This is a genomic window from Bacteriovorax sp. PP10 (assembly GCF_035013165.1).
GTDB lineage: Bacteria > Bdellovibrionota > Bacteriovoracia > Bacteriovoracales > Bacteriovoracaceae > Bacteriovorax > Bacteriovorax antarcticus.
This window is the reverse complement of record NZ_JAYGJQ010000003.1, coordinates 83,565-108,396: the sequence shown is the minus strand read 5'-3', so window position 1 is coordinate 108,396 and position 24,832 is coordinate 83,565. Positions and strand designations below refer to the sequence as shown.

Annotated in this window: 28 protein-coding genes; 11 read left to right on the top strand and 17 right to left on the bottom strand. The window is 38.8% G+C overall.

The window, feature by feature from the left end:
* Nucleotides 1–16: 16 nt before the first annotated feature.
* Nucleotides 17–943, bottom strand: coding sequence for a SelL-related redox protein (locus SHI21_RS18305; RefSeq protein ID WP_323578492.1), 927 nt, complete (start codon nt 941–943; stop codon nt 17–19).
* Nucleotides 944–1,007: 64 nt separating this feature from the next.
* A complete protein-coding gene (locus SHI21_RS18300) occupies nt 1,008–1,697 on the bottom strand; it encodes a DUF4097 family beta strand repeat-containing protein (RefSeq protein WP_323578491.1) in 690 nt (229 codons plus the stop codon).
* Between the two features lie 58 nt (nt 1,698–1,755).
* On the opposite strand from SHI21_RS18300, the gene SHI21_RS18295 reads away from it, so the two are divergent.
* A complete protein-coding gene (locus tag SHI21_RS18295; protein WP_323578489.1) occupies nt 1,756–2,655 on the top strand; it encodes a DMT family transporter in 900 nt (299 codons plus the stop codon).
* Here the strand turns inward: SHI21_RS18295 and SHI21_RS18290 are convergent.
* A complete protein-coding gene (locus SHI21_RS18290) occupies nt 2,634–3,239 on the bottom strand; it encodes a murein L,D-transpeptidase catalytic domain family protein (protein WP_323578487.1) in 606 nt (201 codons plus the stop codon). The genes SHI21_RS18295 and SHI21_RS18290 overlap by 22 nt on opposite strands.
* Nucleotides 3,240–3,456: 217 nt before the next feature.
* Between SHI21_RS18290 and SHI21_RS18285 the strand changes: the two genes are divergently transcribed.
* The 4 genes from SHI21_RS18285 (at nt 3,457) to SHI21_RS18270 (ending at nt 5,700) form a co-directional block, all read left to right on the top strand.
* The gene (locus tag SHI21_RS18285; RefSeq protein WP_323578486.1) at nt 3,457–3,669 is read left to right on the top strand and encodes a hypothetical protein; all 213 of its coding nucleotides are present in this window, start codon (nt 3,457–3,459) and stop codon (nt 3,667–3,669) included.
* A 101-nt stretch (nt 3,670–3,770) separates the two neighbouring features.
* Complete coding sequence (locus SHI21_RS18280; RefSeq protein WP_323578485.1) at nt 3,771–4,583, top strand: class I SAM-dependent methyltransferase; 813 nt, start codon at nt 3,771–3,773, stop codon at nt 4,581–4,583.
* On the top strand, nt 4,580–5,173 hold the full coding sequence (locus tag SHI21_RS18275; RefSeq protein WP_323578484.1) for a hypothetical protein: 594 nt from the start codon (nt 4,580–4,582) through the stop codon (nt 5,171–5,173). The genes SHI21_RS18280 and SHI21_RS18275 overlap by 4 nt, the downstream gene beginning before the upstream one ends.
* Nucleotides 5,174–5,301: 128 nt before the next feature.
* Complete coding sequence (locus SHI21_RS18270; protein ID WP_323578483.1) at nt 5,302–5,700, top strand: response regulator; 399 nt, start codon at nt 5,302–5,304, stop codon at nt 5,698–5,700.
* Nucleotides 5,701–5,712: 12 nt separating this feature from the next.
* Here the strand turns inward: SHI21_RS18270 and SHI21_RS18265 are convergent, their stop codons facing one another.
* From SHI21_RS18265 to SHI21_RS18255, 3 genes are read right to left on the bottom strand one after another with little or no spacing between them, the layout of a single operon-like run.
* On the bottom strand, nt 5,713–7,041 hold the full coding sequence (locus tag SHI21_RS18265; protein WP_323578481.1) for an exonuclease domain-containing protein: 1,329 nt from the start codon (nt 7,039–7,041) through the stop codon (nt 5,713–5,715).
* A gap of 33 nt (nt 7,042–7,074) precedes the next feature.
* A complete protein-coding gene (locus SHI21_RS18260) occupies nt 7,075–7,728 on the bottom strand; it encodes a thermonuclease family protein (protein WP_323578480.1) in 654 nt (217 codons plus the stop codon).
* A complete protein-coding gene (locus tag SHI21_RS18255) occupies nt 7,728–8,201 on the bottom strand; it encodes a hypothetical protein (protein WP_323578479.1) in 474 nt (157 codons plus the stop codon). The genes SHI21_RS18260 and SHI21_RS18255 overlap by 1 nt, the downstream gene beginning before the upstream one ends.
* A 270-nt stretch (nt 8,202–8,471) precedes the next feature.
* Between SHI21_RS18255 and SHI21_RS18250 the strand changes: the two genes are divergently transcribed.
* From SHI21_RS18250 to trxC, 3 genes are all read left to right on the top strand, one after another.
* The gene (locus SHI21_RS18250) at nt 8,472–8,639 is read left to right on the top strand and encodes a hypothetical protein (protein ID WP_323578478.1); all 168 of its coding nucleotides are present in this window, start codon (nt 8,472–8,474) and stop codon (nt 8,637–8,639) included.
* Nucleotides 8,640–8,698: 59 nt separating this feature from the next.
* Entirely contained in the window at nt 8,699–9,769 is a 1,071-nt protein-coding gene (locus tag SHI21_RS18245; RefSeq protein WP_323578476.1) for a hypothetical protein, read from the top strand.
* 167 nt (nt 9,770–9,936) lie between these two features.
* Nucleotides 9,937–10,362 carry a thioredoxin TrxC gene (gene trxC, locus SHI21_RS18240; protein ID WP_323578474.1) on the top strand — a complete coding sequence of 142 codons (426 nt, stop codon included), beginning with the start codon at nt 9,937–9,939 and terminating at the stop codon, nt 10,360–10,362.
* Here trxC and SHI21_RS18235 read toward each other — a convergent pair.
* Nucleotides 10,359–11,213, bottom strand: a complete 855-nt coding sequence (locus SHI21_RS18235; protein ID WP_323578473.1) for a LysR family transcriptional regulator — start codon at nt 11,211–11,213, stop codon at nt 10,359–10,361. The two genes, trxC and SHI21_RS18235, sit on opposite strands and share 4 nt — an antisense overlap.
* A gap of 98 nt (nt 11,214–11,311) precedes the next feature.
* Here SHI21_RS18235 and SHI21_RS18230 point away from each other — a divergent pair, with 98 nt between their 5' ends.
* Nucleotides 11,312–11,650: a hypothetical protein gene (locus SHI21_RS18230; RefSeq protein WP_323578472.1), complete on the top strand. Its 339-nt coding sequence runs from the start codon at nt 11,312–11,314 to the stop codon at nt 11,648–11,650.
* A 106-nt stretch (nt 11,651–11,756) separates the two neighbouring features.
* Nucleotides 11,757–12,932 (top strand): polysaccharide deacetylase family protein, encoded by a 1,176-nt coding sequence (locus SHI21_RS18225; protein ID WP_323578470.1) that lies wholly within the window; start codon nt 11,757–11,759, stop codon nt 12,930–12,932.
* 45 nt (nt 12,933–12,977) lie between these two features.
* On the opposite strand, the gene SHI21_RS18220 is transcribed toward SHI21_RS18225, so the two are convergent.
* The 3 genes from SHI21_RS18220 to SHI21_RS18210 form a co-directional block, all read right to left on the bottom strand.
* Nucleotides 12,978–13,835 carry a hypothetical protein gene (locus tag SHI21_RS18220; protein ID WP_323578469.1) on the bottom strand — a complete coding sequence of 286 codons (858 nt, stop codon included), beginning with the start codon at nt 13,833–13,835 and terminating at the stop codon, nt 12,978–12,980.
* Nucleotides 13,836–13,933: 98 nt separating this feature from the next.
* Nucleotides 13,934–14,197: a hypothetical protein gene (locus SHI21_RS18215; protein WP_323578467.1), complete on the bottom strand. Its 264-nt coding sequence runs from the start codon at nt 14,195–14,197 to the stop codon at nt 13,934–13,936.
* Nucleotides 14,198–14,274: 77 nt separating this feature from the next.
* Nucleotides 14,275–15,699 carry an L-serine ammonia-lyase gene (locus tag SHI21_RS18210; RefSeq protein ID WP_323578466.1) on the bottom strand — a complete coding sequence of 475 codons (1,425 nt, stop codon included), beginning with the start codon at nt 15,697–15,699 and terminating at the stop codon, nt 14,275–14,277.
* 143 nt (nt 15,700–15,842) lie between these two features.
* Here SHI21_RS18210 and SHI21_RS18205 point away from each other — a divergent pair, with 143 nt between their 5' ends.
* The gene (locus SHI21_RS18205) at nt 15,843–16,322 is read left to right on the top strand and encodes a GlcG/HbpS family heme-binding protein (RefSeq protein ID WP_323578464.1); all 480 of its coding nucleotides are present in this window, start codon (nt 15,843–15,845) and stop codon (nt 16,320–16,322) included.
* Here the strand turns inward: SHI21_RS18205 and SHI21_RS18200 are convergent, their stop codons facing one another.
* The 7 genes from SHI21_RS18200 to SHI21_RS18170 all read right to left on the bottom strand — a co-directional run bounded on the left by SHI21_RS18200 (nt 16,323) and on the right by SHI21_RS18170 (nt 24,825).
* Nucleotides 16,323–16,664 carry an FKBP-type peptidyl-prolyl cis-trans isomerase gene (locus SHI21_RS18200; protein WP_323578462.1) on the bottom strand — a complete coding sequence of 114 codons (342 nt, stop codon included), beginning with the start codon at nt 16,662–16,664 and terminating at the stop codon, nt 16,323–16,325.
* A 48-nt stretch (nt 16,665–16,712) separates the two neighbouring features.
* On the bottom strand, nt 16,713–17,429 hold the full coding sequence (locus SHI21_RS18195) for a substrate-binding periplasmic protein (protein WP_323578461.1): 717 nt from the start codon (nt 17,427–17,429) through the stop codon (nt 16,713–16,715).
* A 239-nt stretch (nt 17,430–17,668) separates the two neighbouring features.
* The gene (gene wecB / locus SHI21_RS18190) at nt 17,669–18,934 is read right to left on the bottom strand and encodes a non-hydrolyzing UDP-N-acetylglucosamine 2-epimerase (protein ID WP_323578460.1); all 1,266 of its coding nucleotides are present in this window, start codon (nt 18,932–18,934) and stop codon (nt 17,669–17,671) included.
* Nucleotides 18,931–20,673: a hypothetical protein gene (locus tag SHI21_RS18185; protein WP_323578459.1), complete on the bottom strand. Its 1,743-nt coding sequence runs from the start codon at nt 20,671–20,673 to the stop codon at nt 18,931–18,933. The genes wecB and SHI21_RS18185 overlap by 4 nt, the downstream gene beginning before the upstream one ends.
* Complete coding sequence (locus SHI21_RS18180) at nt 20,670–22,496, bottom strand: DUF2334 domain-containing protein (RefSeq protein WP_323578457.1); 1,827 nt, start codon at nt 22,494–22,496, stop codon at nt 20,670–20,672. The genes SHI21_RS18185 and SHI21_RS18180 overlap by 4 nt, the downstream gene beginning before the upstream one ends.
* Entirely contained in the window at nt 22,493–23,566 is a 1,074-nt protein-coding gene (locus SHI21_RS18175; RefSeq protein ID WP_323578455.1) for a glycoside hydrolase family 26 protein, read from the bottom strand. Before SHI21_RS18175 ends, SHI21_RS18180 begins: the two co-directional genes overlap by 4 nt.
* On the bottom strand, nt 23,566–24,825 hold the full coding sequence (locus SHI21_RS18170) for a glycoside hydrolase family 113 (protein WP_323578454.1): 1,260 nt from the start codon (nt 24,823–24,825) through the stop codon (nt 23,566–23,568). Before SHI21_RS18170 ends, SHI21_RS18175 begins: the two co-directional genes overlap by 1 nt.
* Nucleotides 24,826–24,832 lie beyond the last annotated feature (7 nt).

Sequence of the window (24,832 nt, the reverse complement as noted above, 5' to 3'; positions counted from 1 at the left end):
ATTATAGCACGTAGACCTATAATTCTGGAAGTGTGTTAAAATGGAACAGGTCAGAGGCACAATTGGCCTTCTGTTCAAAGATAATCTGGCCATTTGAAAGAATAAAAACTCCCCCAAGTTGCATAGTATCGCCCTCAAATTCTCCTAATCCATGTCCTTTAAAAATTCCGGCATAAACTCCGCGAACCCAAGTCATAGGCCCTAGAAGTTGATAAAGGCTTCCACGTTTTAGATTTAGGCTTTTGTAGAGATTGCGTCCTGGATCCGAAATATGATGAACCGGATGGTCGTAGTACTTTGAGAAAAACTCATCGCCATATGAAGGATCACTCATGTGAACAAAAACTAAAGTGAGCTTTCTTCCAGTGATGGCCCTATCAATTTTGGCCATCTCAGAGACGGTTTCACGGCAGAAAGTACAACCAAAATGGCGGACAAAAACCAAAAGAACATTATTCTGAGCTGATAAATCAGCGAGTGTTTTGTTTTGTGAAGTGCGGACAAATTTAAGCAGGTCATGGAATTGCTTTGGAGGGCTTTCCTCCATCGTGTTTTCTTCATAGGCCGATTGAAGAATATAATAAAATGGAATAATCCAAATCGCTGTACTGATCAAAAGAAGAATTGAAAATAATGGTGGTAGATGGCCGGTTGTCAGGGCCTTGGCGAAAACAAATGTCGCCATCAGGTTGCCAAGAAAACCGATAAACACGGTCGGCCAATGCTTGCCTGGATCAAAACTCGCGATGAAATAACCAATCCCCGAAACACCAACAATCATTCCGAAGAACTGCCAGAACTCGATGACCAAAAGCGTATCTACGTGAAAGAAATTCAGAATCACTCTTGGTAAAAGAGTAATAATAAAACCCCACAGGACGCTATAATAGGCCGCAACCCTTAGTACTTTCTGATTTACTTCTAATGTGAACAAACTCTTCATCTTTAAAGTTTAACCAATATCTCTCCTTTTGGGGATGAGACTCCGTTTAGACAGACTTTATTTCTTAATATTTATTAACCGTTAAATCTCCGCTAGCACTCTTAGCGTTGATTAATACCTGGTAATCTTTCGATTCCCCGATTGCATTAAACAATTTACCTGTCGCACTCTTATAGTCTACACGGATTTTACAGCTTGCTGGAAGCTTTATAGACGTTTTTCCCGTCGCACTCATAAAATCAAGATCTGCTCTGGCATTACAAGTTTTATAAGAAAAATTCAAAGCACCCGTTGCCGTTTTTGCTGTCACATTTTTTAAAACATCACCTTGAACAAAAACATCTCCCGTTGCCGTTTTCAAATTGATCGCACCGTTAAGTTCTTTTATTGTCACTTGTGCGCTTCCACTTGAAATATCCATATCAAAGCTCGCTGTCATCGGCATCACAACAGTCACGTCGAAGTCACAATCTGCTTTTTCAAATAAAATATTTTCACTTGAGATTTTCACGAAGAATTCTGCATTCTCTAGTCCGACACTTTTAATACATTTTTTTCCGTCATCTTTTTTCGGGCCAACAACAGTTACGCTGATGTCTTTTTGATTTTTAGAACTCGATAACGAAATCTTTCCTTTGGGTACAGAAATATTAACTGTCTTTACACCTGCCGCAGGAAACGTCATCGGGGCCACGGGAACGTCAGCAAACGAGAATGATGAAAGCGAAAGAATTAATGTTATTAGTAATGACATAAATCACCTTTGAGTTAATATAGTATTGTCGATTATCCTATCAGAGAAAAATATTAAAATGAACTCTAGAAACATGTTTTTATTCTCCATTTGCTCACTTATCTGGGGAACGACTTGGTTTGCCATAAAGTTTCAAGTTGATTCAACAACGGCCGTTGTTGGCGTTTTCTACCGCTTCTTAATTGCGGCCATCATCATGTTTTTGATTAATGTCATTTTCATCAAAAAGAATTTGAAATTCCCGTGGGAAAATCACAAGTTTTTCATTCTTCAGGGATTATTTAACTTTTGCTTAAACTACATCCTGACTTATATTTCTGAAAAATCAATCAGCTCAGGCCTGGTGGCCGTGACTTTTTCCACACTCATTTACTTCAACATGTTCGGGATGAGAATTTTTTATAAAAAAGAAATCACCAGAAATATTATCTACGGGGCGACCTTAGGTTTCCTGGGAATGATTTGTTTATTCTGGAAAGAAATAGCGAATTTCAACGCTGATCAGGCAACAATTTTCGGAATCATCATTGGTATTGTCGCGACATTTTTTGCTTCAATTGGAAATATGTTTGCTTACAGAAATCACCAATTAAAAATTCCTGTCATGACTTTTAATGCTTACGGAATGCTTTATGGGGCCTTGTTCAGTTTGATTTTAGGGCTCTTTATGGGTGAGAGCTTTGCTTTTCCAACAACTCCCTCATTTCTTTTCTCGCTGGGGTATTTAAGTATTTTTGGAACTGTTATCGCTTTTTATGCTTACCAAACATTAGTAGGAACGATTGGAGCTGACCGCGCGGCCTACACCAGCATCATCAATCCGGTTATCGCCATGCTGATTTCATCTATGTTTGAAAACATCACTTTCACTCCACAACTCTTCCTTGGAATAGTCTTGTGTTTTGCTGGAAATTTAATCGCTTTAAGAAAAACGAATCAGAGACCAAGTCCTGCATAAAGAAGGGCACCGCCCTTTATCTGATCGATCAATTCCTGATGGTAGCGCATTTCGACGGCCGGGCATCCATAACTTCTTCCAATCTTTGGCCCTGGAGTGACATAGTCTGCTCCGTGAATCACAATCGCACGCTCTCTAGCATTTGAATTTGTACTCGATAGGCCATCAAGTCGTAGCGAATAACCATTTTTACCGTAATAAGTTTCTGCGGTTAGAAAAAATCCAAGGGATGTTGTATTTGAATCGGGAACATTGGAAAACTTTGTCGCGTATCCATCAAAATCAGGATCAGAGTTTTTCCCATGAGCAGTCAGGTATCTCTCAACTCTTCCAGACTCCATATCAATAATATAAAAACGCTCTTTTGAATTGTGTTGTTTGTAATCAATCACACCCATCACACGCTGATTTTCAATTTTATCTAAATTGGCATCGTAATAGGCCACAGCTTCCTGCAGAAGTTTCGCCGGAACAACTTTATCCGGGTCCAGATAAGAGTAGTCGCGAAAACTGGCCGCCTGGGCCAATTGAGACAACAAGAGGAATAAACCGACAAAAAGGCCTGTGTAGAATGAATTTTTCATAATTCATTTTATCGGCAGATTTTATTTCAATCCTGAAGAGGAAAATCCTGCAGGGATCTGTGCAGTAATATTTGCCCATAAAATACCTGATCATTTAAGGAGATTTCGTTTACTCATCGTTAATACGAATGATGCCATTGATATTATCGAATACCCTGCAGTCCATAATAGGCAGATAATTGGGAGGTCCTTTTAAAGGAATTGAACGAGGAGATTTATGAAACGTCCTACAGCAAAAGCACAAGCGATCGATCTAACAAAAGATAAAATGATTCTGGGAGGTCTTGCACTTCTAGCAGGTCTTATGGCCATAGCAGTTTTTTCATCATCAACACACGCTCAGGTTCCTCACACATGGAACTCTTACAGCGTAGGTGAAGGTGAAACCAAGGTTCCTTTCAAGTTAAAGTCTCAAAAGTTAGGTCACTAAAAGGTCCCTATCGCCCAGTGAACAATGAAAAAAGTTCACTGAGCGAGGCTTTTTTCGTCCCTCACCTATACAATTTGCCCTAATTTGCCTATCTTCCCCCTATGACTGAGATCAGACCAAACCAATCCATTAAGCTTCTTCAAGAACTTCACATCCTAACTCGCGATGGGAAATTAAATCAAGACAGCCGCAGAAAATTAAAGCAGGTGTATCACCTGTATAACTTTATTGAGCCTCTGCTTAAAACATTGAGCGAAGAGAAAGCTGATTTTTCTGTCGTCGATCACGGTGCGGGAAAATCCTATTTAGGTTTTATTCTTTACGATCTATTTTTTAAAGAATTAGGTGCAGGAAAAATTTACGGAATTGAAACTCGCGATGACCTGGTTAAAAAAACCACCGAACTTGCGCGCGATTGTAAATTTGAAAGAATGCATTTTTTAAATCTCTCAGTTGAAGCTTCGATGACAGACAAGAGTCTTCCTGAAACTATCGATATGGTCACAGCTCTTCACGCCTGTAACACGGCCACAGATGATGCCATTAAATTTGGTCTGCAAAAAAAGAGCAAGTACATGGTCATCGTTCCATGCTGCCAGGCCGAAGTGGCAAGTATTCTTAGAAAAAATAAAACACCTAACTCAAATTCACTAAGTGAAATCTGGCGCCATCCTCTACACACCAGAGAATTTGGAAGTCAGCTGACAAACGTTCTTCGCTGCCTGCAACTGGAAGCTCACGGTTACCAAGTGACTGTGACAGAACTTGTTGGTTGGGAGCATTCGATGAAAAATGAATTAATCATCGCCAAGTACAATCCGGATACAAACAAGAAAAAAGCTGCTTTAAAACTCTCAGGTCTTTTAGAAGATGTAGGTCTGACTGAAATGCAAGAGCGCTTCTTTACTCCATGAAACTCACACAGGGAATTCAATCTCTAAGTGAGTCTGGTCTCAATATTTTTTTGAGTACAAAAGTCAGTTCACTTCCTGAAGATTTATTTCCTTTTTCCGACGAACAAAAAAATAAAACATTGTGCCTGATTGGAAATGGTGGAAAAGCACTTTGGGAAAAACTCCCTCATCCCTTAGATACCAGCACTCACCCATTTGATCTTTATGTTGAAAATAAAATGCAAGAATTCGCAGAAAAGATTTTAGAAGATAAAATCGAAGTTCTTTATCCGAACTACAGTTATACATTGCCTCTTCAAAAACTTGGCCGCGCTTTAAATCTTTGCACTCAATCTCCCATCGGCCTGGATATTCATTCTGAATTTGGATTATGGTTTGCTTTTCGTGGAGTTTTTCTCACATCAAAAGATATTCCGGACACTGCACTAGATAAAATATCATCACCATGCGAGACGTGCTTAGAAAAACCTTGCCTCACAACTTCAGATATCGCGCGAGGAAGACTGTGTTGCCCAATAAAAAAAGAGCATCAATATCTTCCTGCTCAAATTGATTTTCACCAAAATGCTTTAAGTCTTCTAAAACTTTAATTCATTACCTAAAGACGGTCTTCTAACGCATTCCTTAATCCCAAGAGACTCTTAGAGTCAAATGATATTCATTGTTATTCGCTCATCGAAATAGTAAAGTACCCTATTGTATTTTTTAGAGGACATACATGAATACTCCTGCATCAAAGAAAATTTTAATCATTGAAGACGACATCGATATCAGAGAACTGATTGCTGAAATCTTAAATGAAGAAGGTTACGTGACTGCGACTGCAGAAAATGGAAAAATTGGTCTTGATTATTTAATTGCATGTGAAGAAAAAGATCGTCCAGACTGTATTATCCTGGATCTTATGATGCCGGTGATGACTGGCCTTCAAGTGCTAGAGCGCCTTCAAGTAGACCATCCAAATGACTTAGCAAAAATTCCAGTGATTATAGCAACGGCAAAAGGAAGTCCAAAAGAAGACTTAAAAAACATGCCAAGCAATGTAACAAAAATCAGAAAGCCTATGGATGTGAATGAACTCATTGATACGGTTGCAAAGCACAGTAATCGCGTTTAACTAAAATTTCATTCAGTGAATTTCAGCATGCATCATCTCAACCTGACTTGAGATATGTAATTTCTTAAATGTCTTTTTAAGTAAAGGTAAAAGAAGCGCTCTCATATCCGGCGTCTCTTCAATCGTCACCACTCCAACATTTTTCACCCAAATACTTTTAAGTGAATTGTCTTCAATCATAAGACTCCAGTTTCTTTTTTCAAAAATAGTATCAGGAAGCACCTGAAGTTTTTCTTCGTAGTGATCGCTGATTTTTTTATAAAACAGATCTTCACCTAAAACTCTTTTATAATTATTGATCTGATCAGCAAAATTTAAATCGGTGAAAACCAATCCAAAAACTTTTGCGTAGATCATCTCTTTTGCTCTGATTGCTCCCCTTTTAGATCCGTATGAATAAACTAAAGGGACATCTTCAACACTTTTAGTGATTTTAATTTCATCACCTGGGGCATGACATTTGGAAGGGTGATTTAAAATGATTCCATAACGAAAGTTTTTTCTGGTTCCCACCCGATTGAAGTAAGGCCTCATGGTTTTTATATAATGAAGCTCCAGGAGCGTCGTCGGTAAATCGTGAAAGCATTCTAAATACTCCACACGCTCCACCCGCGATTTTAACTGCTGTTCTCGCATCATCCCCTGAAACTGCTTAAAGTGCTGTTTAAGCCGTCCACGGATATTTTTACTCTTACCGACATATAGAAGTGCACTATCTTTATCGTACATAAAATAAAGCCCAGGAGTTTCCGGAAAATTCTCAAAATCAAAATCTTTCAACTGGGCCGGAATCAAGTGATCCATTTCCTCTCTCAAGGTTTTTATTTCTGATTTACTTGAAATCATCTTAAAAAGCTCCAGCGCATCTTCGGCATCAGATAAAGCGCGGTGAGCGGCCTTTCTGGGGATGCTAAATTCTGTGCATAGATTTTGTAGGGAGTAAGAAGAAAGGCCCGGAAAAACGCTTCTAGAGGTTTTACAGGTGCAAAAAACATCGCGCTTATAAACGTAACCTAATTCCTGGAACTCACGTTGTAAAAAGCGGTAATCAAAAAAGACATTGTGAGCGACAAACACACGGCCTTCAGTCATCTCGACAATCTTCTTGGCCACTTCATAAAACTTCGGAGCATCAGCAATCATCTCATTGGTGATTCCGGTGATCATCGTGATTCCGTGACTGATATATTTTTCGGGATTAATGAGAGTGCTGTAAACTTCTTCGATTTTTTCACCATCGTAATTGATGATTCCAATTTCAATAATCTTTTGTCCGAAAGCATTGCTTCCAGTAGTTTCCAAATCGATGACAGAGTATTTTGTATTTGGTTTGATTGGCATATGATTATTATGCCACCTTCTAAAACGAAAGTTCTACCAATTAAAACCATGTATAAGGGCCGTCTCCTCTAAAGAGAAAAACACTCGGTGATAATGTGGCACTAATTCGATGTCTTTTGATGAATAGAGTTTTTTAGTTTCAAAGTCAGCAACGAAATTTGTTCCAGGAACTCCTTTCGTCATTTGTCTGAACATATAACCAAGTGGAGCTGACTTAAATTTTTCAGAAAAAATTCCCAAACCATTTTGCGCTGCTGTTTCAGAAACACTCATGTATTCGATGGCAGTTTTTTTATCATAAGGATAAATGAAATACACGGCGCCCATTCCGGCCTTCAGCATTTCAAGATTGATATCAACGCCGTTATAGAGAATTTTTCCCAGGTAACGTCCATTAGAGTCAAGGCCGTTTTTTGGAAGTTCAACCTGGATAGTCGAATTAACAGGCAACAGAGATTTTAAATAACTGCGGGCCATCTCAGCGACTTCCCCTTGGGATTTTCCGTTGAAATCAACTTCGGGAGTGTCTACACCAAGCAGGCGGACTTTTTCTTTTTTAGATTGGGATTCAAACTGAACAGTGATTGTATCACCATCGTGGAGGCTTAAGACTCTCCCAACCAGCGTCTCGGCAGACGCTAGTTGAAGAAAGCTTAATATGAAAAGAGCTAAGTAAATTTTAAGCACTAAAATACGTCAGAGAATTCATCAACAATACGAGCTGGGAATTCTGAGTTGTAGTCGTAAGCAGAATTGTTGTTTCCAAATTCTGATCCTGCGTAGTCTGGGTTTTCAGTGATCACTACATCGCGAGAGTCAGATAGTTCTGATGGCCCTGAGATTTTATTGAAACAAACTGCTGTTTTATTTTTTACAGAACAAGACTCATACATACCAATTGTGCTGTAGCTAGAAAGCTTGCAAAGATTTTTTGCAGAACATGTGTAGTAAGCGTCTGCGACTTCGTAAACGTGTAGTCCCCATTGAGCGACAATTTTACCAGTCACGATATTTGATTTTTTAATAAGCTTTACGTCAGTGCTTTGGAAAACAACTTTGTGTCCAAAGTCCCCGATCGCTTTTACTTTTTGAATTTTTAGTTCAGCTGCCTGAGTAGATGCAACTGCCAACAAACCGATTAAACCAATTAGTAACTTCATAAAAACCCCTTTTTCATTTTTTGTCTCTCATATCGCATCGGTTCTCCAATCGTCAAAGGGAATGAGTTGTTCTCATTGGAGAACGCCACCAGAATACTGGTAGTTATAGGAGCGAAGTGGGTTCTTACAGCATATTATTTGCTCGGGTATAGGGGGCCTTTAGTCACCGACAAAATCTATCGATCTTAAATTTTATTTTCCCCCTTTAAACTGGGGTTCATTTCCTCTATCCTGAAGTCTCTTTACTAACTTTTTTTTCAGGATGAAAAAATGAATAACCTTATGATCGGCGCTGTTGCTGGCGGTCTCTCAGGCGCTGTTGGTCACTTCCTCGCTGGTAAATTTCACGGAAATGAAAAAGGTCAAAAAATCTATCCAGTCTACTCTGCCACATTTTTCGGGCTTATGGTTTTGGGTGCAAAGTTCATTGCCGTTTAGTATCAGGCAAAAAGCTCAACCGCATTTGATTTAATCTGGTTTTGTCTTAGAATTTAGAGATGACTGAACCGGCCCAAACCAAAAAGAACTGGTATATCAACAGTAAGGCCTCTGACCTTACCTGGATTATACTCTGTCCGCTTATCGCCTTGATTGTCGTGGCGACTGTCTGCGCTCCTCGTACTGATAATTTTATTTATAGCAGCCTGACTCCTGTATGGTTTGCGATTGCTGCTTCCGTTTTAACTCACGCTCATGTGCTTTTAGTTTTTACCAGAAGCCATTTGAACGCTGATGTTTTCAAGCGCTACAAATACCGCTTCACACTTGTTCCTCTTATTCTTTTAATCGCCATGTGTGCTTCTCCAGTGCTTTTTATTTTAATGGGTGTCTTAGGCGCTTATTGGGATGAATGGCATTCATTAATGCAGACGTTTGGTTTCGGTAGAATCTATGACGGAAAGATGGGCAATGATCCCCTAGCTGGCCGCAAGCTTGATATGGGCATGGCCTTTGTTGTAGGTCTTCTTCCTAACCTTGTCCTTCTGACTTACTTACCGGACTCACAATTAGATGGTGCCTTAGTTGAATACTTAGAAATGCCACTGATGATTGTTAAGCAGTATGGAAGTTTTATTACCTGGCTTCGCATTCCACTAATAGCTTTTGCTGTCTTCTACACAATTTTTTATATCGTCTCTTATAGAAAACTTATCAATAATGGTTATCAATACTCCAAAGCAAAGTTCGCTTTATTTGCAGTCACTGGTGCGACAACAATTATCATTGCTTCTAAATATACAATTGCCGATGGAGTTTTCTTCGGGAATATCTATCACGCCATTCAATACATCTTTATCGTGTTAGTCAGTGAGAGATCAAACCTTGCGAAGATCGCGATCAAAAAAGATCAGTCCAAAGAAAAGAACATTAAAATCGGAGTGCTTATCTACTTCGCTTTAATTATCCCAATGGTTTTTATTTTTGCAGGCCTTCGTCAGTTCACTCAACAAGAAGAAAATCCCAGCGAGATTATCAGATGGGTTGCGGCCTTCTGGTTACTCACGTCGATTATGCATTTTTGGTTTGATGGATTTATCTGGTCAGTTCGCAGGCAAGACGTCAGTTAAAAAACACCAGGCAGTCAGAGCGAAATCGTAAGTGCCTGGCAAATATTTCGTGATATAAGAATCACAGAAGGCTTATTTTTAGACAGGCAGACAATAATAGATTGTATTTAAATTTTATAGGACTTTCTCGTCTCTTTTGATAAAATTGAGATAGTCAGGAGGAATCTATGAGCAAAACTTTTTCTCAATGTCCGAAATGCAATGCACTTAATAAACTCTCTACCGAAAAAGCGATTGAAAAGGCCCCTGTTTGTGGAAAATGCGGATCAGATCTCTCAATGCACGGTCTTGTCTCAGATGTGAACACCCAAAATTTCAGAAAGATCTTAAGCATGGCCGAAGGTTCAGTGATTGTGGATTTCTGGGCCAGCTGGTGTGGGCCATGTCGTTCGTATGCTCCCGAATATCAGAAGGCATCCATACAAAACCAAAACACTGTGTTTGTTAAAATCAATACAGAAGTTGAACAACAACTCTCAGCGGAGTTTGGTATACGTGGTATCCCTTGCACGATTTTATTTAAGAATGGAAAAGAAGTGAAACGCCAAAGCGGAGCGATGAGTTCTGATCAGGTGAGACAGTTTCTTACTTAATTAAGAGAGTCTAAAAAAAGTTTGGCCTCTTTAGAGAGCTGGTGCTCACCTTTGTGAACAACGGCGATTTTATAGTTCATGGTTTTGATGGCCTCAGTTAACTCGGGTTGAACTAAGCACTTACCAACCATGAACTCAGGTATAATTCCTACACCTAACCCATTCATGGCCATCTCAACAATAAGCTCCCAGCTCTCTACCGTATGATAATGAAAAGATCTCTCTTTCATCTTTCTCTTTACGATAGATTCAAATTCATGAATCCCAGGGGCCTCATTAGTAATGAGAATTTTTATTTTCTTTTGATCATTATAGATAAAATCGCGAGAAGTGATTGCAACGAAATTTCCCTCGTGAAGAATTCTCTTCGTAAAAGGAACCTTAGTCTGATCTTCCATAAACACACCAAGCTCTGCCTGATTCGTTTGAATCTGATCAATAATAAATTTCACATCGCCAAGATTGATATGAAAATTTACATCCTCATACTTACTCGTAAAATCTTTCAATGGACTTATAAGATAAAAAGGAGCGACTCCCATTGAACTTGCAAGATTAAGCTCACCGGAAATTGTATCGGTCTGACTTTGAAGACTCACCCTTAAATCTTCCAGGGCCTTCATCAAACGAGGGGCCTCTAAAACTAATTTCTCTCCTTCCGGGGTTAGTTTGAAGCGATTTTTAAGGTTCATAACCAGTGTGACGTTAAAGGACTCTTCAAGCTTATTTATAGCTAAACTTATGGCGGGTTGACTCACCCTGTGAAACTTCGCGGCCTTAGCGTGGCTACCTAGCTGCACAGCAGTCAGGAAGTATCTTAAGTGGTTTAAATTAGGGTCATTCTGTTGCATATGTAATAAATATATTAAATTGTTTCTGTATATTTAATTAAATTTTCTTATGTTGGCAAGCGTAGTAATCTCCGTTTATTCAACCTAAAGGAGTTTTTATGAAAACGATTATGATTCTAGCTACTCTTGCTTTTAGCTCTCAAATTTTCGCTGCACCTGTTTGTCACCTAGACATCACAAAAAACAACGTTACTGAAAGAACTGAAATCAACCTTATTGAGATTCAGAATCCAAACGCAGACATTCCTGGTTACTACTTCAATGCTGAAACAGAAAAATACACTCTTTCTGTATTCAATGCTGACGGTAACTACAATGGAACTTTAATTGTTGGAAGAAAAACAGTTGAAGGATCAGTATCTGATGAAGATCTAGTTTTAGAATTAGATGCTAGAGGTTCAAACTACCTACTTACTTGCCCAAAATATATTTTCTAATTTTTAAAATTAGTTACTTATAAAAAAAGGCCTTGAATTTCTTCAAGGTCTTTTTTATTTTATGTTAAGCTAGTTGAGGTATTAACTCTTACAAACTAACTAAAATATGTTGAACCTTTTTTCCCTTTCTGCTCTAGCGATCTTGTCGCTAACAAACGTACAGGCCAACACCTGCTCATCACTCAACAACGATCCCATGTACAATGATCTCTTAAAAGAATTAAGAGCACAGAACATTAACTGTGAAGGCATCAGCACACATCTGACTTTCGATGATGGGCCTAATGAAAAAACCAGCGGAGTGATTTTAAATGAGCTTGATAAAAGAAATATCAAGGCCACATTTTTCATAACGACGACTAATCTTATTCCTAACAAACCTGGCGTTGGTGATCGAGAAGCGATTTTAAAACGCGAATTAAAAAATGGTCACACAGTGGCCAGTCACGGCCATGAACACAATGCTTACGACTTGCGAATCACTGGAACCAAAGAAGCTGGATACAGCGCCAGTGAAAGAGAAAAACAAATCAATACAAGCGTCACACTTTTAGATAGAGCGACAGGTGGACAATTTTCGGAACAAAAATATCGTCTGTTTCGATTTCCTTACGGCCGTGGTGCCGCTCCTTCTCAAAAAGAAATTGCAGACATGGAGCTCAATAAGAAGATGGTCTTTAAAGGATCGACATACGCTGAGAAGCTAAAAGAATACCGTCGCATGAGTCCTGCACTTCAACAAATTGCCGGACATGATTTCTCTCACCTTGGCTGGAATCATGATTCAAACGATTCAAGCTTGCCTTTTAAAATGCCCAGTGAAGATGTTTTTAGAAAGTACGTAAAGGCCAATATGGAAGAGTTATGCTCGCCTGGCAAACCAGTGAAAGTCAGCCTCTTTCACGACATAAAAGAAGTTAACACCAGAGCGATTCCTTTGATTGCTGATTTGGGATCATGCCTGGGATTGAAATTTTTGACTCCTAAAGAAATGGTTAACAGTTCATCTTTAACCAACACTGATGTCCTTATCAAAAACAACCAACTGAAAAAAGCGCCGGTTGAAATGGTAGATGAAATTAGCAACTTGTTAAAGTCCGTGAATGCTCCCGCTAAACAATGCCCTGACGTGGCAAAAAACGACTCTCCTGTTGGTGAAGGCTGTTATAGTACTTACCTGAAGAAGACATTTAAGAATTGCGAAGGCGAAACTTCTAAGTGTTATGAGGGGAAATGGTATGGGGCCAATGATCCGACGATTTTATTAAACTGTAGTTTATAAAAAAAAGGCCATCGTTATGATGGCCTTTTTTATTTTAATTTTTATCTAAGAAAGTTTTTCTAAAATTTCTTTGCACCAGCTTCTGTCTGCTTCGCTTAATTTATCAAAGGCCATCTCCATTCCATAAATAGAGCTCTTCTGACCGATTTCACTATTCGTTGCTTTGTTCGCTAGCACTAGAGCTTCATAAGCAAAAAAGAGCTCTAAAGGAACATCACCATTTTCATTAATGATGCCCAGGCACTTTTCAGCATGCTCAAGGGCTTTCACAGGTTGTTCAGCTTTTAAGTAAGTCTGAGACAAGCGATACTCAGCTCTCTCAACTTCCATCCACGTTCCAGCGATCTCCCAATGTTTTCTCGCTGTATGTGCAGCAAGAATCATAAGATCAACCTCATTAGGTTTTCTCGATTCTTTTTCCTCTAAGCTTGTTGCAATACCATTTCCAGCAATTGCTAATGCTTTATGGGCCGGATCTTCTTTTGAGATATTGGCAGAAAGCTCAACTGCTTTACTAAATAGTTTTTCAGCGTTCTTTAATCCACCAAGAGAGGCCAGGGCAGAAGATGTCCCTGAACAAATTCTAATTTGATCTGACGGTGAAAATTCTTCAATTGAAATATTAGGATTATTTCCAAGATTTAAGATCGCCACAAATCGCTTCATTTGTTCTTTGTCTTTAATCGGAGCATTGTTTTTTAATTTTTTAAGTAACTCAATTCCCTGTTCCCAACTTCCTAAATGCTCACCACAAACATGAACAATAAGACCGGCCATCGACATAACGTCGTCTTCAGAGTCCATCAGATTAAAATTTAATTTGAATTCATCAGCGATTTTTTTGGGGTCAGTTGCGTGCGTAGACCATGCGTTTGCAAGATACTCTTTAAAAGTTGTCGTCATTATTTATTCTCTAATTAGGTTAAAACGCGACCTTAGCACTAATTAGTCTCTGAGTCATCTAAAGTAATTGCACTTACATTGCTGTAAAAAGGTCAGTCTTAAAGATAAACAAGCTCTCCTTCGATCCTGTCTCGAGTTTTCGCCATCTGCATTTTCTGCACCTCTGTGGCAAGAGTGTAGTCTCTCATATATTGCTTTTTGAGAAGTTTGTGTTTGTCTTCAGAAGAAGATCTTTTCCATTCTTCACTAAGAAAAAGCTTTTTAAGGCCGGCCGTTGCAATCGGTTCATGCAACTGATTGATGGCCAGGCGGCAAAGAATGAATATTAATTGAACTTCTTTGGAACTCTCATTTGTTTTCATAAAACCTCCTCGTCCTAATGAACACAGGATAATCGAAAACTTTGTAAGAATTATGGAAACAAATTTTTAACCAATTATCAGCATTCTGCGAGACCCACAGTGATATTCGTAGCAAGCCCGCCTTCTGAAGTTTCTTTATACTTGGTATTCATGTCCTTTGCAGTTTCCCACATAGATTTTATAACATCATCGAGACTCACTCGTGCACTTTCCGGATCACTCTCCAGCGCAATGCTTGAAGCAGTGATGGCCTTCATGGCACCCATGCTATTTCGCTCGATACAAGGAATTTGTACTAACCCACCAATTGGATCACAAGTCATCCCCAAGTGATGCTCCATCGCGATCTCTGCGCCCATTAAGACTTGTCCAGGAGAGCCTTTAAGAGATTCTGTAAGTGCTGCCGCGGCCATGGCACTCGATACACCAATTTCGGCCTGACATCCGCCCATGGCAGCTGAAATAGTGGCGTTCTTTTTAAAGATCGTTCCAATTTCTCCGGCCGTTAAAATAAAACGCACAACCATGTCATCATCAAAATTTTCAGTGAAGCAATTGGCATACATAAGGACAGCTGGAATCACTCCGGCCGCTCCGTTAGTTGGGGCCGTGACGATTCTTCCAAAAGAAGCATTCTCTTCATTAACTGCCAAGGCAAAACAACTCACCCATTTGGTAATACTCGTAAAAGACTTATCACTACTTTTAATCGCACTAATCCAGTCATCTACATTATCAAATTTTTGTCCTTTTAATAAACGATCATTGATTTCAGCGGCACGCCTTTTAACATTGAGTCCACCAGGCAAAATCCCACTTTTATAAACGCCTCTGAACATACACTGCTTAATTTCATGCCAAATGTTCAAGGCCTCAGATCTAATCTCAGCGCGCGAGCGCCATGCCTCTTCGTTGACATAAATTAACTCTGAAACAGAGAGATTTAATTTTTTACAATAGTCAGTGATCGACTTGGCCTTATGGCAAGGATAGGGAGTCACGATGGCATTTTCAGTGATGGTATTTATTTCTTCCGTGGCGACAAAACCACCACCAACTGAATAATATTTTTCTTCAAATTTTTCGCCGCTCTTTGTTTCAACCTGAAACATCATTCCATTAGGATGAAAATCCAGCGTTGTGGAATATTCAAAGAAGATATTCTTTTTATACTCAAAATCAATTTCGACTTGCCCTGCCAGCTTTAACTTATTGGTCACTTTAATTTCTGCAATAATGCTGGGGATTTTTTCAGTATCAACGGTGATATAATCATAACCAGAAAGCCCCATTAAGACCGCAATGTCCGTCCCATGCCCGATACCTGTTTTGGCCAGAGAACCATAAAGAAAAACATTTACCTTTAAAACATCTTCTAACTGTATTTTTTTGTCTTTCAACAAATTCAAAAACATTTCAGCAGCTTTCCATGGGCCCATCGTATGTGAGCTGGAAGGGCCAATGCCTATTTTAATCATTTCAAAAACACTTATTGATTTCAATGGTGACTCTCTTAGAAGGACGGTTCAATATCTATCATTATGATGCTACACGAATTTCCCGACACTGGCCTGAGAATTGCTCTAAAAAAAGTTGGAAACTTTTAAATGTAGCGCTATCTACATGCATCACCAGGAGAACATCGATGAAAACAAATTTGATCAAAACGATTGGATACATCTTTCTAGCACAGACACTTTTCCTTCCTCATTCTTATGCCAAAGACATCTCCTCAGAAAGAGCACACCGAATGGCCCAATTTGCTGCTCTTCATTGCTCAGGCCTGGGATATAAAGTCTCAGCAACCGTAGTTGACTCTGCAGGGTATTCAATGGCGGTCTTTAGAATGGATGGCGCTGGCCCACACACACTCGATGCCAGCCGAAGAAAGGCCTACACTGCAGCATCGGCAAAAAATAAAACCTCTGCAATGCTGATCGCTTCGCAAACAAATCCAGAAGCTCAAAACCTTGGGCAGATAGATGGATTTTTACTTTTAGGTGGTGGTATTCCTCTGACAATGGCCGGTATTCCAATTGGCGGGATAGGTGTTGGTGGAGCGCCTAGTGGAACGATTGATGAGATTTGTGCACAGGCGGGAATTGATAGTGAACTAAAAAAATAACTATTCTCTAGGTCTCACTTCTAATAATTCAATATGAAAAAGAAGATTAGAATTTGGTCTAATGAATTGTCCTATTTGTCTTTCACCATATGCCAAGTGGGCCGGAACAAAGAGCGTACGTTTTCCACCCACTTTCATTCCAACCAAACCTTGATCCCATCCTTTGATAACCCGGCCAGTGCCAAAGACAAATTGAAATGGTTTTCCGCGATCAATTGAAGAATCAAACTTTGTTCCATCTTCTAAGAAACCTTCGTAATGAGCAAAAACCAGCGCTCCTTTAGAGGGCATAATTCCCGTTCCGATTTCTAAATCTGTTATTTTAAGTTCATTATTTTCCATGATGTCGATACTAACCTTTCTTCCTCAATTTGTCTTGGGACAAGTCTGTTAAAAAGTCGTTTTCATCACTTTCGCAATCGTTCCATTATAAGTAAGCACTTTGATTGCAGCATTGATTTTTTTAATTTTCTCAGACGCATTTGATGTTCTTATCCCTGTCGCTAAATAGTTTGGATCTTTAGAAACGACAACAGGAAGAATCGAAAAGTTGTCCATAGAATAACCTGCCAACTTGGCAGAGTAGACAATCCCTGCTTTCCCAAGGGAGAAAAATCCACCATCAATTCTTCCGTACATTATTTTTCTTACTCGAGAGACATCGTTAGAATCAGTTTCGATAATCATGCCTTTTTTGAGTCCCTGGTTTTTTTGACCAAACCCCACTCCAAGCTGTGCACCGATTCTTTTTCCTATACATTCCTTAGTCTCATCAAAAGCAAATTCCTTTCCTTTTTTTGTGACTATAACGAGGTCGTCGTACATGATAGCGTCAGTGTAAATGAAGTTTTTTAAGCGTTCATCGTTTTTTGAAAAACCAGTAATGAAGGCACCTTCATTTTTTGCAATCACCTGGCAACGCTTCCATGGACAAGTTTTAACGATCACGTTGTAACCAGCTTTTACTAGAATCGCCTTACCGATCTCTACGGCAATCCCCTTAGCAACGCCATTATCTTCCCACATCAAAGGTGGGAAAGACTCTCCTGCAAGTAACGTGACTGTTTCAGCTGCCCGTAGGTTGCTACAGAGTAAGAATATAATCATAACTCCTGCGAATTTTGACACTGAAGTCCTCCCGAACTTTTAAAACGAGACAGTAAATTTAGTTTAATTTAAAAATGAGGTTAGAACTAGTGAATTAAATGAATGAATATAGTAGATAAACTTTTTTGATATATAATCCATTCAGTAACCTTTATTAATGGCCTTAAGTGGATTAGTAAAAATAGAAAAGTAGAAGACCTCAATGCAAAAAGGCCATCGATAAACGATGGCCTTTTCTTTTACATACTAATAGAAACTAGATCAGTTTTTTTATAAGTTACAACAGATGGCCCTACCGCCTCTGCGATGGAAGCAGATAAAACGATCTGCTCTTCTTTCTTTTTATTGACAGCAAAAAAATAACCTTCCTTACAAGTCAAAGACTCAATAACGGAGCTTATCTGATCTGCAGCTGTCCCATCTCCATAAGGATTTTCTTCCAAATCAAGGTACTGCTTAAGACTTATAGAATCTAAGAATTCATTAGAAGCATCAATAATTTTTTGTTTATCAGTTCCGACTAATTTTGCCCATCCTTTTAAAACAGCTTCTTTTCTTTCAGTCGTTTCGCGAGTCACAACTGCAGGAACCTTAAATGAAGGTGCTTCTTCCTGAATTCCACCTGAATCTGTAATCACCAGACTTGAGCGGGATAAAAGCCAAACCATTTCCGAATATGGAAGCGGGTCAACTATATGGACAGGACAATCACTAGTAATCAATTCAGCAAAAGAAGAACGAACTTTTGGATTTGGATGAACTGGAAAGATAATTTCCACATCTGATCTTTTTGAAAGTTCTAAAATAGCTTGCATGACATTATTTAGACCTTCACCAAGATTTTCTCTACGGTGACCTGTCATAAGAATCCATTTTTTGTCTGCATTTAAGAAATTATATTTTCCTTCGAAGCCAGTTCTTAAAGCATCGTTCTTTTCAATCTCATCATTCATCATATAAAGAGCATCAACGACAGTATTGCCTGTTACAAAAATTTCATCTCCTGGAACATTTTCGCGCAGAAGATTTTCTTTCGCGAGAACAGTAGGAGCGAAATGCAGTAATGTCAGATCAGCAGTCAATTTTCTATTAATCTCTTCCGGCCATGGGTGAAAAATATTACTTGAACGAAGTCCTGCTTCAACGTGGCCAACAGGAATCTTTTCATAATATCCGGCCAGTGCGCCCGCCAGCGTGCTTGATGTATCGCCATGAACTAAAATTAAATCTGGTTTGATCTCGCGAAGCTTCGCACACAATCCAGGTATAATAAGAACAATTGGGTCTTCTACATTTTTCACTGATCCTTGAATGTTGAGCGTGAAATCTGCCGATTCACCAAACAATTCTAATAACTGATCTACCATATCTGTATGCTGTCCAGACAACCCTACAGTCACTTTAAAACCTTTGTTACGAAGTGATTTAATAACCGGAATCATCTTAATAGCTTCAGGTCTGGTTCCAAAAAAAGTCAAAATGTTTTTTGAATTATTGAGATTCATTCGTCGTCTCCATAATATTGTACGAAACGAACTTTCCCCAATTTTCCCATTCCACCAACGATCGCGTCACCAACAAGAGTTTCATACCCTTCTTGTTTTAAACGCAGGTGAAACCAAGTTCCTTTTCCTGTGCGTCCAGATGTTAAGTAAATGAATCCCGCCTTACCATCAGTTCCTTTATTAAGGTCTACTCTGATAACGCTGTCTTCAGATTCAAGTCTTCCGATAGAATACTCACCAAAGCTTGTGATCATCAGGTCATACTCTTTAAGCACTCCATTAACTTCCATCGTTCCTTTAAAATGCCCTTCAATAGCAACAGCATTTTCATCGGCCATACTCATGATATTTTCATATGACTGAACTTTTTTTCCGGAAAAACGGCCACTCACTTTAAAAGCGTGTGGTAAATCTAAAGAAACAGTATTGTCTGCTCCAAAAATAATTTGGGCAGGAGCATTTTGGTAAGAGTCGTCGTTTGGTAAATTTTCAGAAGCAAAAAAGACATTTCTTTCCATGTTGTACTGGATATTAAAAAATGAAAAGCAAATCACACCTGTTGAATCACATAAAGATGCGACGACACGCGACTCTGTCTCACGAATAATTGTAAAAAACCATTCACGTCCATCAAGACCTTTTAAGTTATAATGTCCTTCAATACCATTTTGAGAAGCAACTACCGGACCTAAACGAGATGAAACAAATCTTTCAAGTTCAAGTGAGTTCTGAGTCAGTTTAAGTTCTTTAGTTCTTAAATAAAGAATTTTTGAAAGAGTCACAAGTCTTAGGGCATATACATCACTTGCTGTCTTTTCAGGATTTACCCATCTAAAAATAAGACCTCTTAAAGAACTGATATCGAGAAGATTGACAATAGTCTTGAAGCTGGCCTCATTAATATCGTATTCGTAAAAAATTGCTTTTGCAGTTAAATCAGTTACAAAAACACCATAGTTATTTTTTACTGAACCAGAAAGACGATCAATTGCTGTTAATTGTTTACCTAGAGTTTCAGCAAGTGCAAACCATTGAGGTATTTCTTCTTTTTTAAGGCTATCCATGAGGATTTTTTCGTTAAGAAAAGATAAGTAATCCTGAGCGGCCGATTGAGAACTCAGTCCTCTAATCCAAAATGTCCACTCTTCCTGATCTATTATCTTAGTCGTTAAAAGGGCCTTGAAACTTAAATCAGAAATAGTCTTCTGGTATGTTGGATAAAGATATAAATCATTCGGGAAAGTTACTTCTGCCCATGTTTCAAGGCTTAAAAGATTGACGTAAGCTTTCTTAAAAAGCTCTTCGTCTTTAATCTTATTAAGCTCTTCAATGACTTGCCCTTGGAATAAAAGAGCTGCAGATAAGTCTGCCCATTTTTGGTAGGAAAGAATTTTCTTGTCACTATCAACAGAAATTTTCAGCCAGCGATTACCATGCATAATCATATTTTTACCGACTTCTTTAACAGCATCAGGATAAATCAGCGCAAGATTATATTCTTTTGCCAGAGCATCCAGAGGTCCAAGTAGAGCAAAAAATTCATCAAATGTAGGCTGATCACGCAGCTCTCTCACATTGTCTTTTAAACGCAGTAGAACTTCTAATAATTCTTTTCGCCCTTGTTTTGCTTCTTTTAATAGTGTCCCAGGTCTTCCAAGATTAGGAACATCAACCTGTGCGTCTGCACTACCTGTGGTAATGACAAACATTAATAATAGCAGACTCAATAATTGTTTCATTTTTTTCTCTCCCAAGAATTATCTATTTTCACTTCTATTCGTTTTACGTTTGCCACATTTTTTGTTTGCTCGGCGAATGTTTCAAGATTTACAAATTTATAACCAAGTTTTTTCATTTCTCTTAGCAGCTCTCTCAGAGGTCTTGTATCTCCCGGGTAATCTCCCACTCCTCCATTCACAATATCCGTCAGAATATAAGGATGGAAAAATGAAGCTGCCCAACTATCTCTTAAAACTAAATTTCTTCTGGCATCTTCAAGCATGTCTTTCAATGAACGTGGGTACCATACGTGATCACTCGTAAAAGGCTGTGGGTTCCCTAAAATTTCAGGAAACATTCTTTGTCCATAGACATCACCGTAAATCTCGTAAGGATAAAGCTGTCCAAACCATTCTCCGTGAACATCTGTTTCGAAATCTTTAAACAGTTGTCTTCTAAGAATTTTATTTCCGCCGTCTTTAGCACCGTACTTAACTTGTTCCAGTAGTTCCGGATCGCGTGAAAGCTTTTTAGGTTCTTCAAGAAAATAAATCGCTCTTCCAATATTCCAGTCAAAAACATCTGCAAAAATGTGGTAGTCCAGCGCTGATGCCTGATAGTGTGGAGTCAGCCATATTTTTGGAAAAATATTGGCCTCTTTTAAGTAGTCACTTCCAAGGTCAAGGCGGTCAAGAACAAAGTCCACACTATCATCGGCAACAGGGATATTATTAACAGCATCCCAAAACTCGAAATCATCCGAACTGTAACCAGAGTGGGGATTAGGAATATTTTTGTATTGGTGAGTCGCTCCATGCCAAATAAATACACCATTGTCTTTTTGAACGTCTTTAACCCAGCTCATGAACTGAGGTACGGCCGTCATTGGTAAAAATGTTTCGTTTGGTTCGCGGTCATAACGAAATAATGGATCGTAGAACATTGGTATTAAGGCCACATGTAGTGGAACACCTTCTTCTTTAAAAACAGTCTGAAGAAGATTTAAATTTCTTATAGGAACTTTGGGATGAACATCCTCAATTCTCATAATCGCTAATTTTTCTTTATGTCTAGGCGCCAGATTTAGGATGTCAAAAAGAAGATCCGAAAACACGAGATAACGATCAGATTCATGAGCGTAGCTAAAGGGGATATCGGCCACATAAAAACGATTTTCAGATCTCAGAGCATAGGGAAGTTTTTTTCCGCTGTAGTCGTGACGGCTTAAAGCTAAAACTTTTACTGTTGTATTCGTAGTTTTAGGATCTTTCTTTAAAGCAACTTGTTCAAATGGAGCAGCGAATACATTTTTTCCGTCTCTCTTAACCCACTTAGAAAATTTTTCAAATTGTTCACCTTTATATTCTACATATTTAAAAAATGAGGGATTTCCTTCTTTGTTTAAATTTTCAGCATCAAGGCTCGTTAAAGAGTCATAGTTATGACCGAACATTTTTGACATTACATCTTCAGGGAATTTCCAGATGTTATATCCAAGCCAAGCCACATTCTTTTTAGTGTTTTGAAAATCCAGATAGAAATCTTCAGGGATGTCATTTTCAAAATAACTTCCAATGTAGATAGTGCTTCTACATTTTTCGATTTCACCTTTCGTGTATCTTTCAATAGGAGAAACAATCTGAGTTAATTCAGGAAAATGGCCCAAAAGGTTCTGAGCATAGACCGAATAGATTTTACCTAAATGATAGTTTGGATCTTTAGAAAGATCATAATAGATAAGTACACACTGTCCATTACTTGGAAAAACTGTATTTAAGTTTTTATTCTCAGCATGGGCAGCATTCGTTATTAGAAATAAAAATAGTAAGAATATCTTGTTCATTGTTCATCTTCACTTGGTTGAATAGGGGCCGTTATTATTTTCCAAAAATCCTGATTGATTCTTCCAACGAAAGAATTCAATGCCTTCTCTGAAGACGTGATCCTGAAATCTGCTGATCCGTCTGCAAGCCATCCTGGAGAATTCCAATAACTAATCCCTTTTATTGGATAGAGTCCCGACTCTATAGTTCTTAATGCCCTGGCAATCCAGTCTGCTTTTCTAGATGGATTTTTTTTATCTTCAATCACGGCAAACTCAGAAATGATGACGGGTTTTCTTTTGGCGATCTCTTGAATCTCAGGCCAGAAACTTTTAAATTTTGGCATAAATTCAATCCAGTCATGAGTTGGCAGTTGAGCGCCAAAGACTGATAATCCAATCCAGTCAATATTCTCATCTCCTGGATAATAATTAGAAGTTGAATTCCATGAGGCCTCAGGCATTCTTGCTGTATCCACATGAAGAACCCATGTCGCTTCTGTCAGTCCACCGATTTTAAATAGCGTAATAATTCTTCTGTACACATCACGGAATTTTTCAGGGCCATCCGGAAGGCGTGGGTCCCCATACCGAGTTGTGCGTGAACCACCATTCCATTGGCCATTCCATGGAAACCAGTTTCCATTAACCTCAGGTCCGAATTCTAAAATAATAGGACCTGGACTTTCAGAGGCCTGTCTTGCCCATTCGATAAGTTTTTCATCGAACGTTCCTTTTAAAAAAGCATCCATGGTAAAAATAGGATCTGCTTTTCCATCTCCACTATCTTCCGACCATGGCATTAGACGTATATAAGGAATTCTCCCCATCTTTCTGCAAATCTCTACATTTTCATAAGGGAAATCAATCTCTCCATCAGTCCAGTTATTTGAAAAATAAACCCAGGCCATTGGTTTACCAGTGAGTAACTCGAAGGCTTCAATTTCATGAGGCCTGACTTCTTCTGCTAATGGACCGGCATCAACGTAGGCCCCAAAGTACGCACCTTTCTCAGGCAACATCACTTTTTGTGCATAGGCAGATGCCATGAAATTTACACTACACAAAAATGTAAGGATTAATACTTTCATTACTTGAAATACCTTTTAATCACTTCTTCTGTTTCAACTTTTCCAATGGGAGAAAATCCACGGTCAGTTGGACCATTATGACCAGGAGAAAGTGGGATATCCCAAAAAGCAAAACCAGAAAACCATTCGAAACCAGGTAGAGCAAACCCTTTAAAAAGAGCTTCATAACCAGCGGCCTGGTGGGCGATATTTAAAGCACCAAGTGCAGTTGCATAAGTAAATGGATCGACAAAAGTATTTTCTACACTTCTAAAACCAACTTCTTTTAAAATAACCGGCTTCATAGAACCTGAGTAAATAGAAATTTCAAGCAGAGTTACGTCCAGCTGATTAGCGTAAGTCAGGGCCCTTTCACTTAATAATTTTACAAGTGTTTCTTTGTTAGCTGGAATAACATCATTTTTGAATGCAAGCGAGCGGTACATATCAACACCGATAGCATCAAGACCATTCCAAAAATCCAGCAATTGTTGCCAGATTTTTCTTTGTGCTTCGTCATCAGATTCAGCAAGATCTACCAGACGGTATCTCCATCTCTCAAGCTCTCCACCACTTCTAGAAATATCTGTGCTTGTATCAGTGTCGTCAGTGAAGTTAATGTCGTACATGATACGAACTTTCGCTCCTAGCTTACTTCTTGTGTATTTTAATAATTGATTCCATCTTCCCGGGAATCCGTGTGGGTACTCTTTCCATTGGTCTTCAATTCCTACAGTCATACTGTAAAGTTCTGCGCCAATAGTAAACTCTTCAACTTTTGCAAGCTTTGCAATTGTCATATAACGATCAAGGTATAACTGAAAATTATCAAACCAACGATCAGGATCGTGAGGTTGAATATTTCCATGCCACCAGGCCTTTGTACTTCCATCCGGCTGAACTTCTGAATAAGGAAATTCTCCGTTAGGTCCAAGTACGAAAAAAATGGGTCTAATCCCAACAGTCATATCCAATGAATGGATGTACTTAATCAGGTTCGTCATCTTTCTTGCTTCTTGAGCAACCGGGCCAGATCCAGTTAATGGAATAATGTCCACTGACTTTGGCCCTACCATTTTTGCTCTTACGTTAAGAACGATATGATTCGTTCCAAGCCTTTTGACATGGTCAACAGCAATTTGTGCTTCTGTTTTTTGGTCACCAGTTAAATTTGCATCAAATTCAAATGTTCCATCTTCGGTCAAGTTGAATCCCTTGACGTCCATCGCTTGTACGTTTGCTAATGTAAAAAACATCAGCAACATTGTTAAAATCTTCATTAAACTC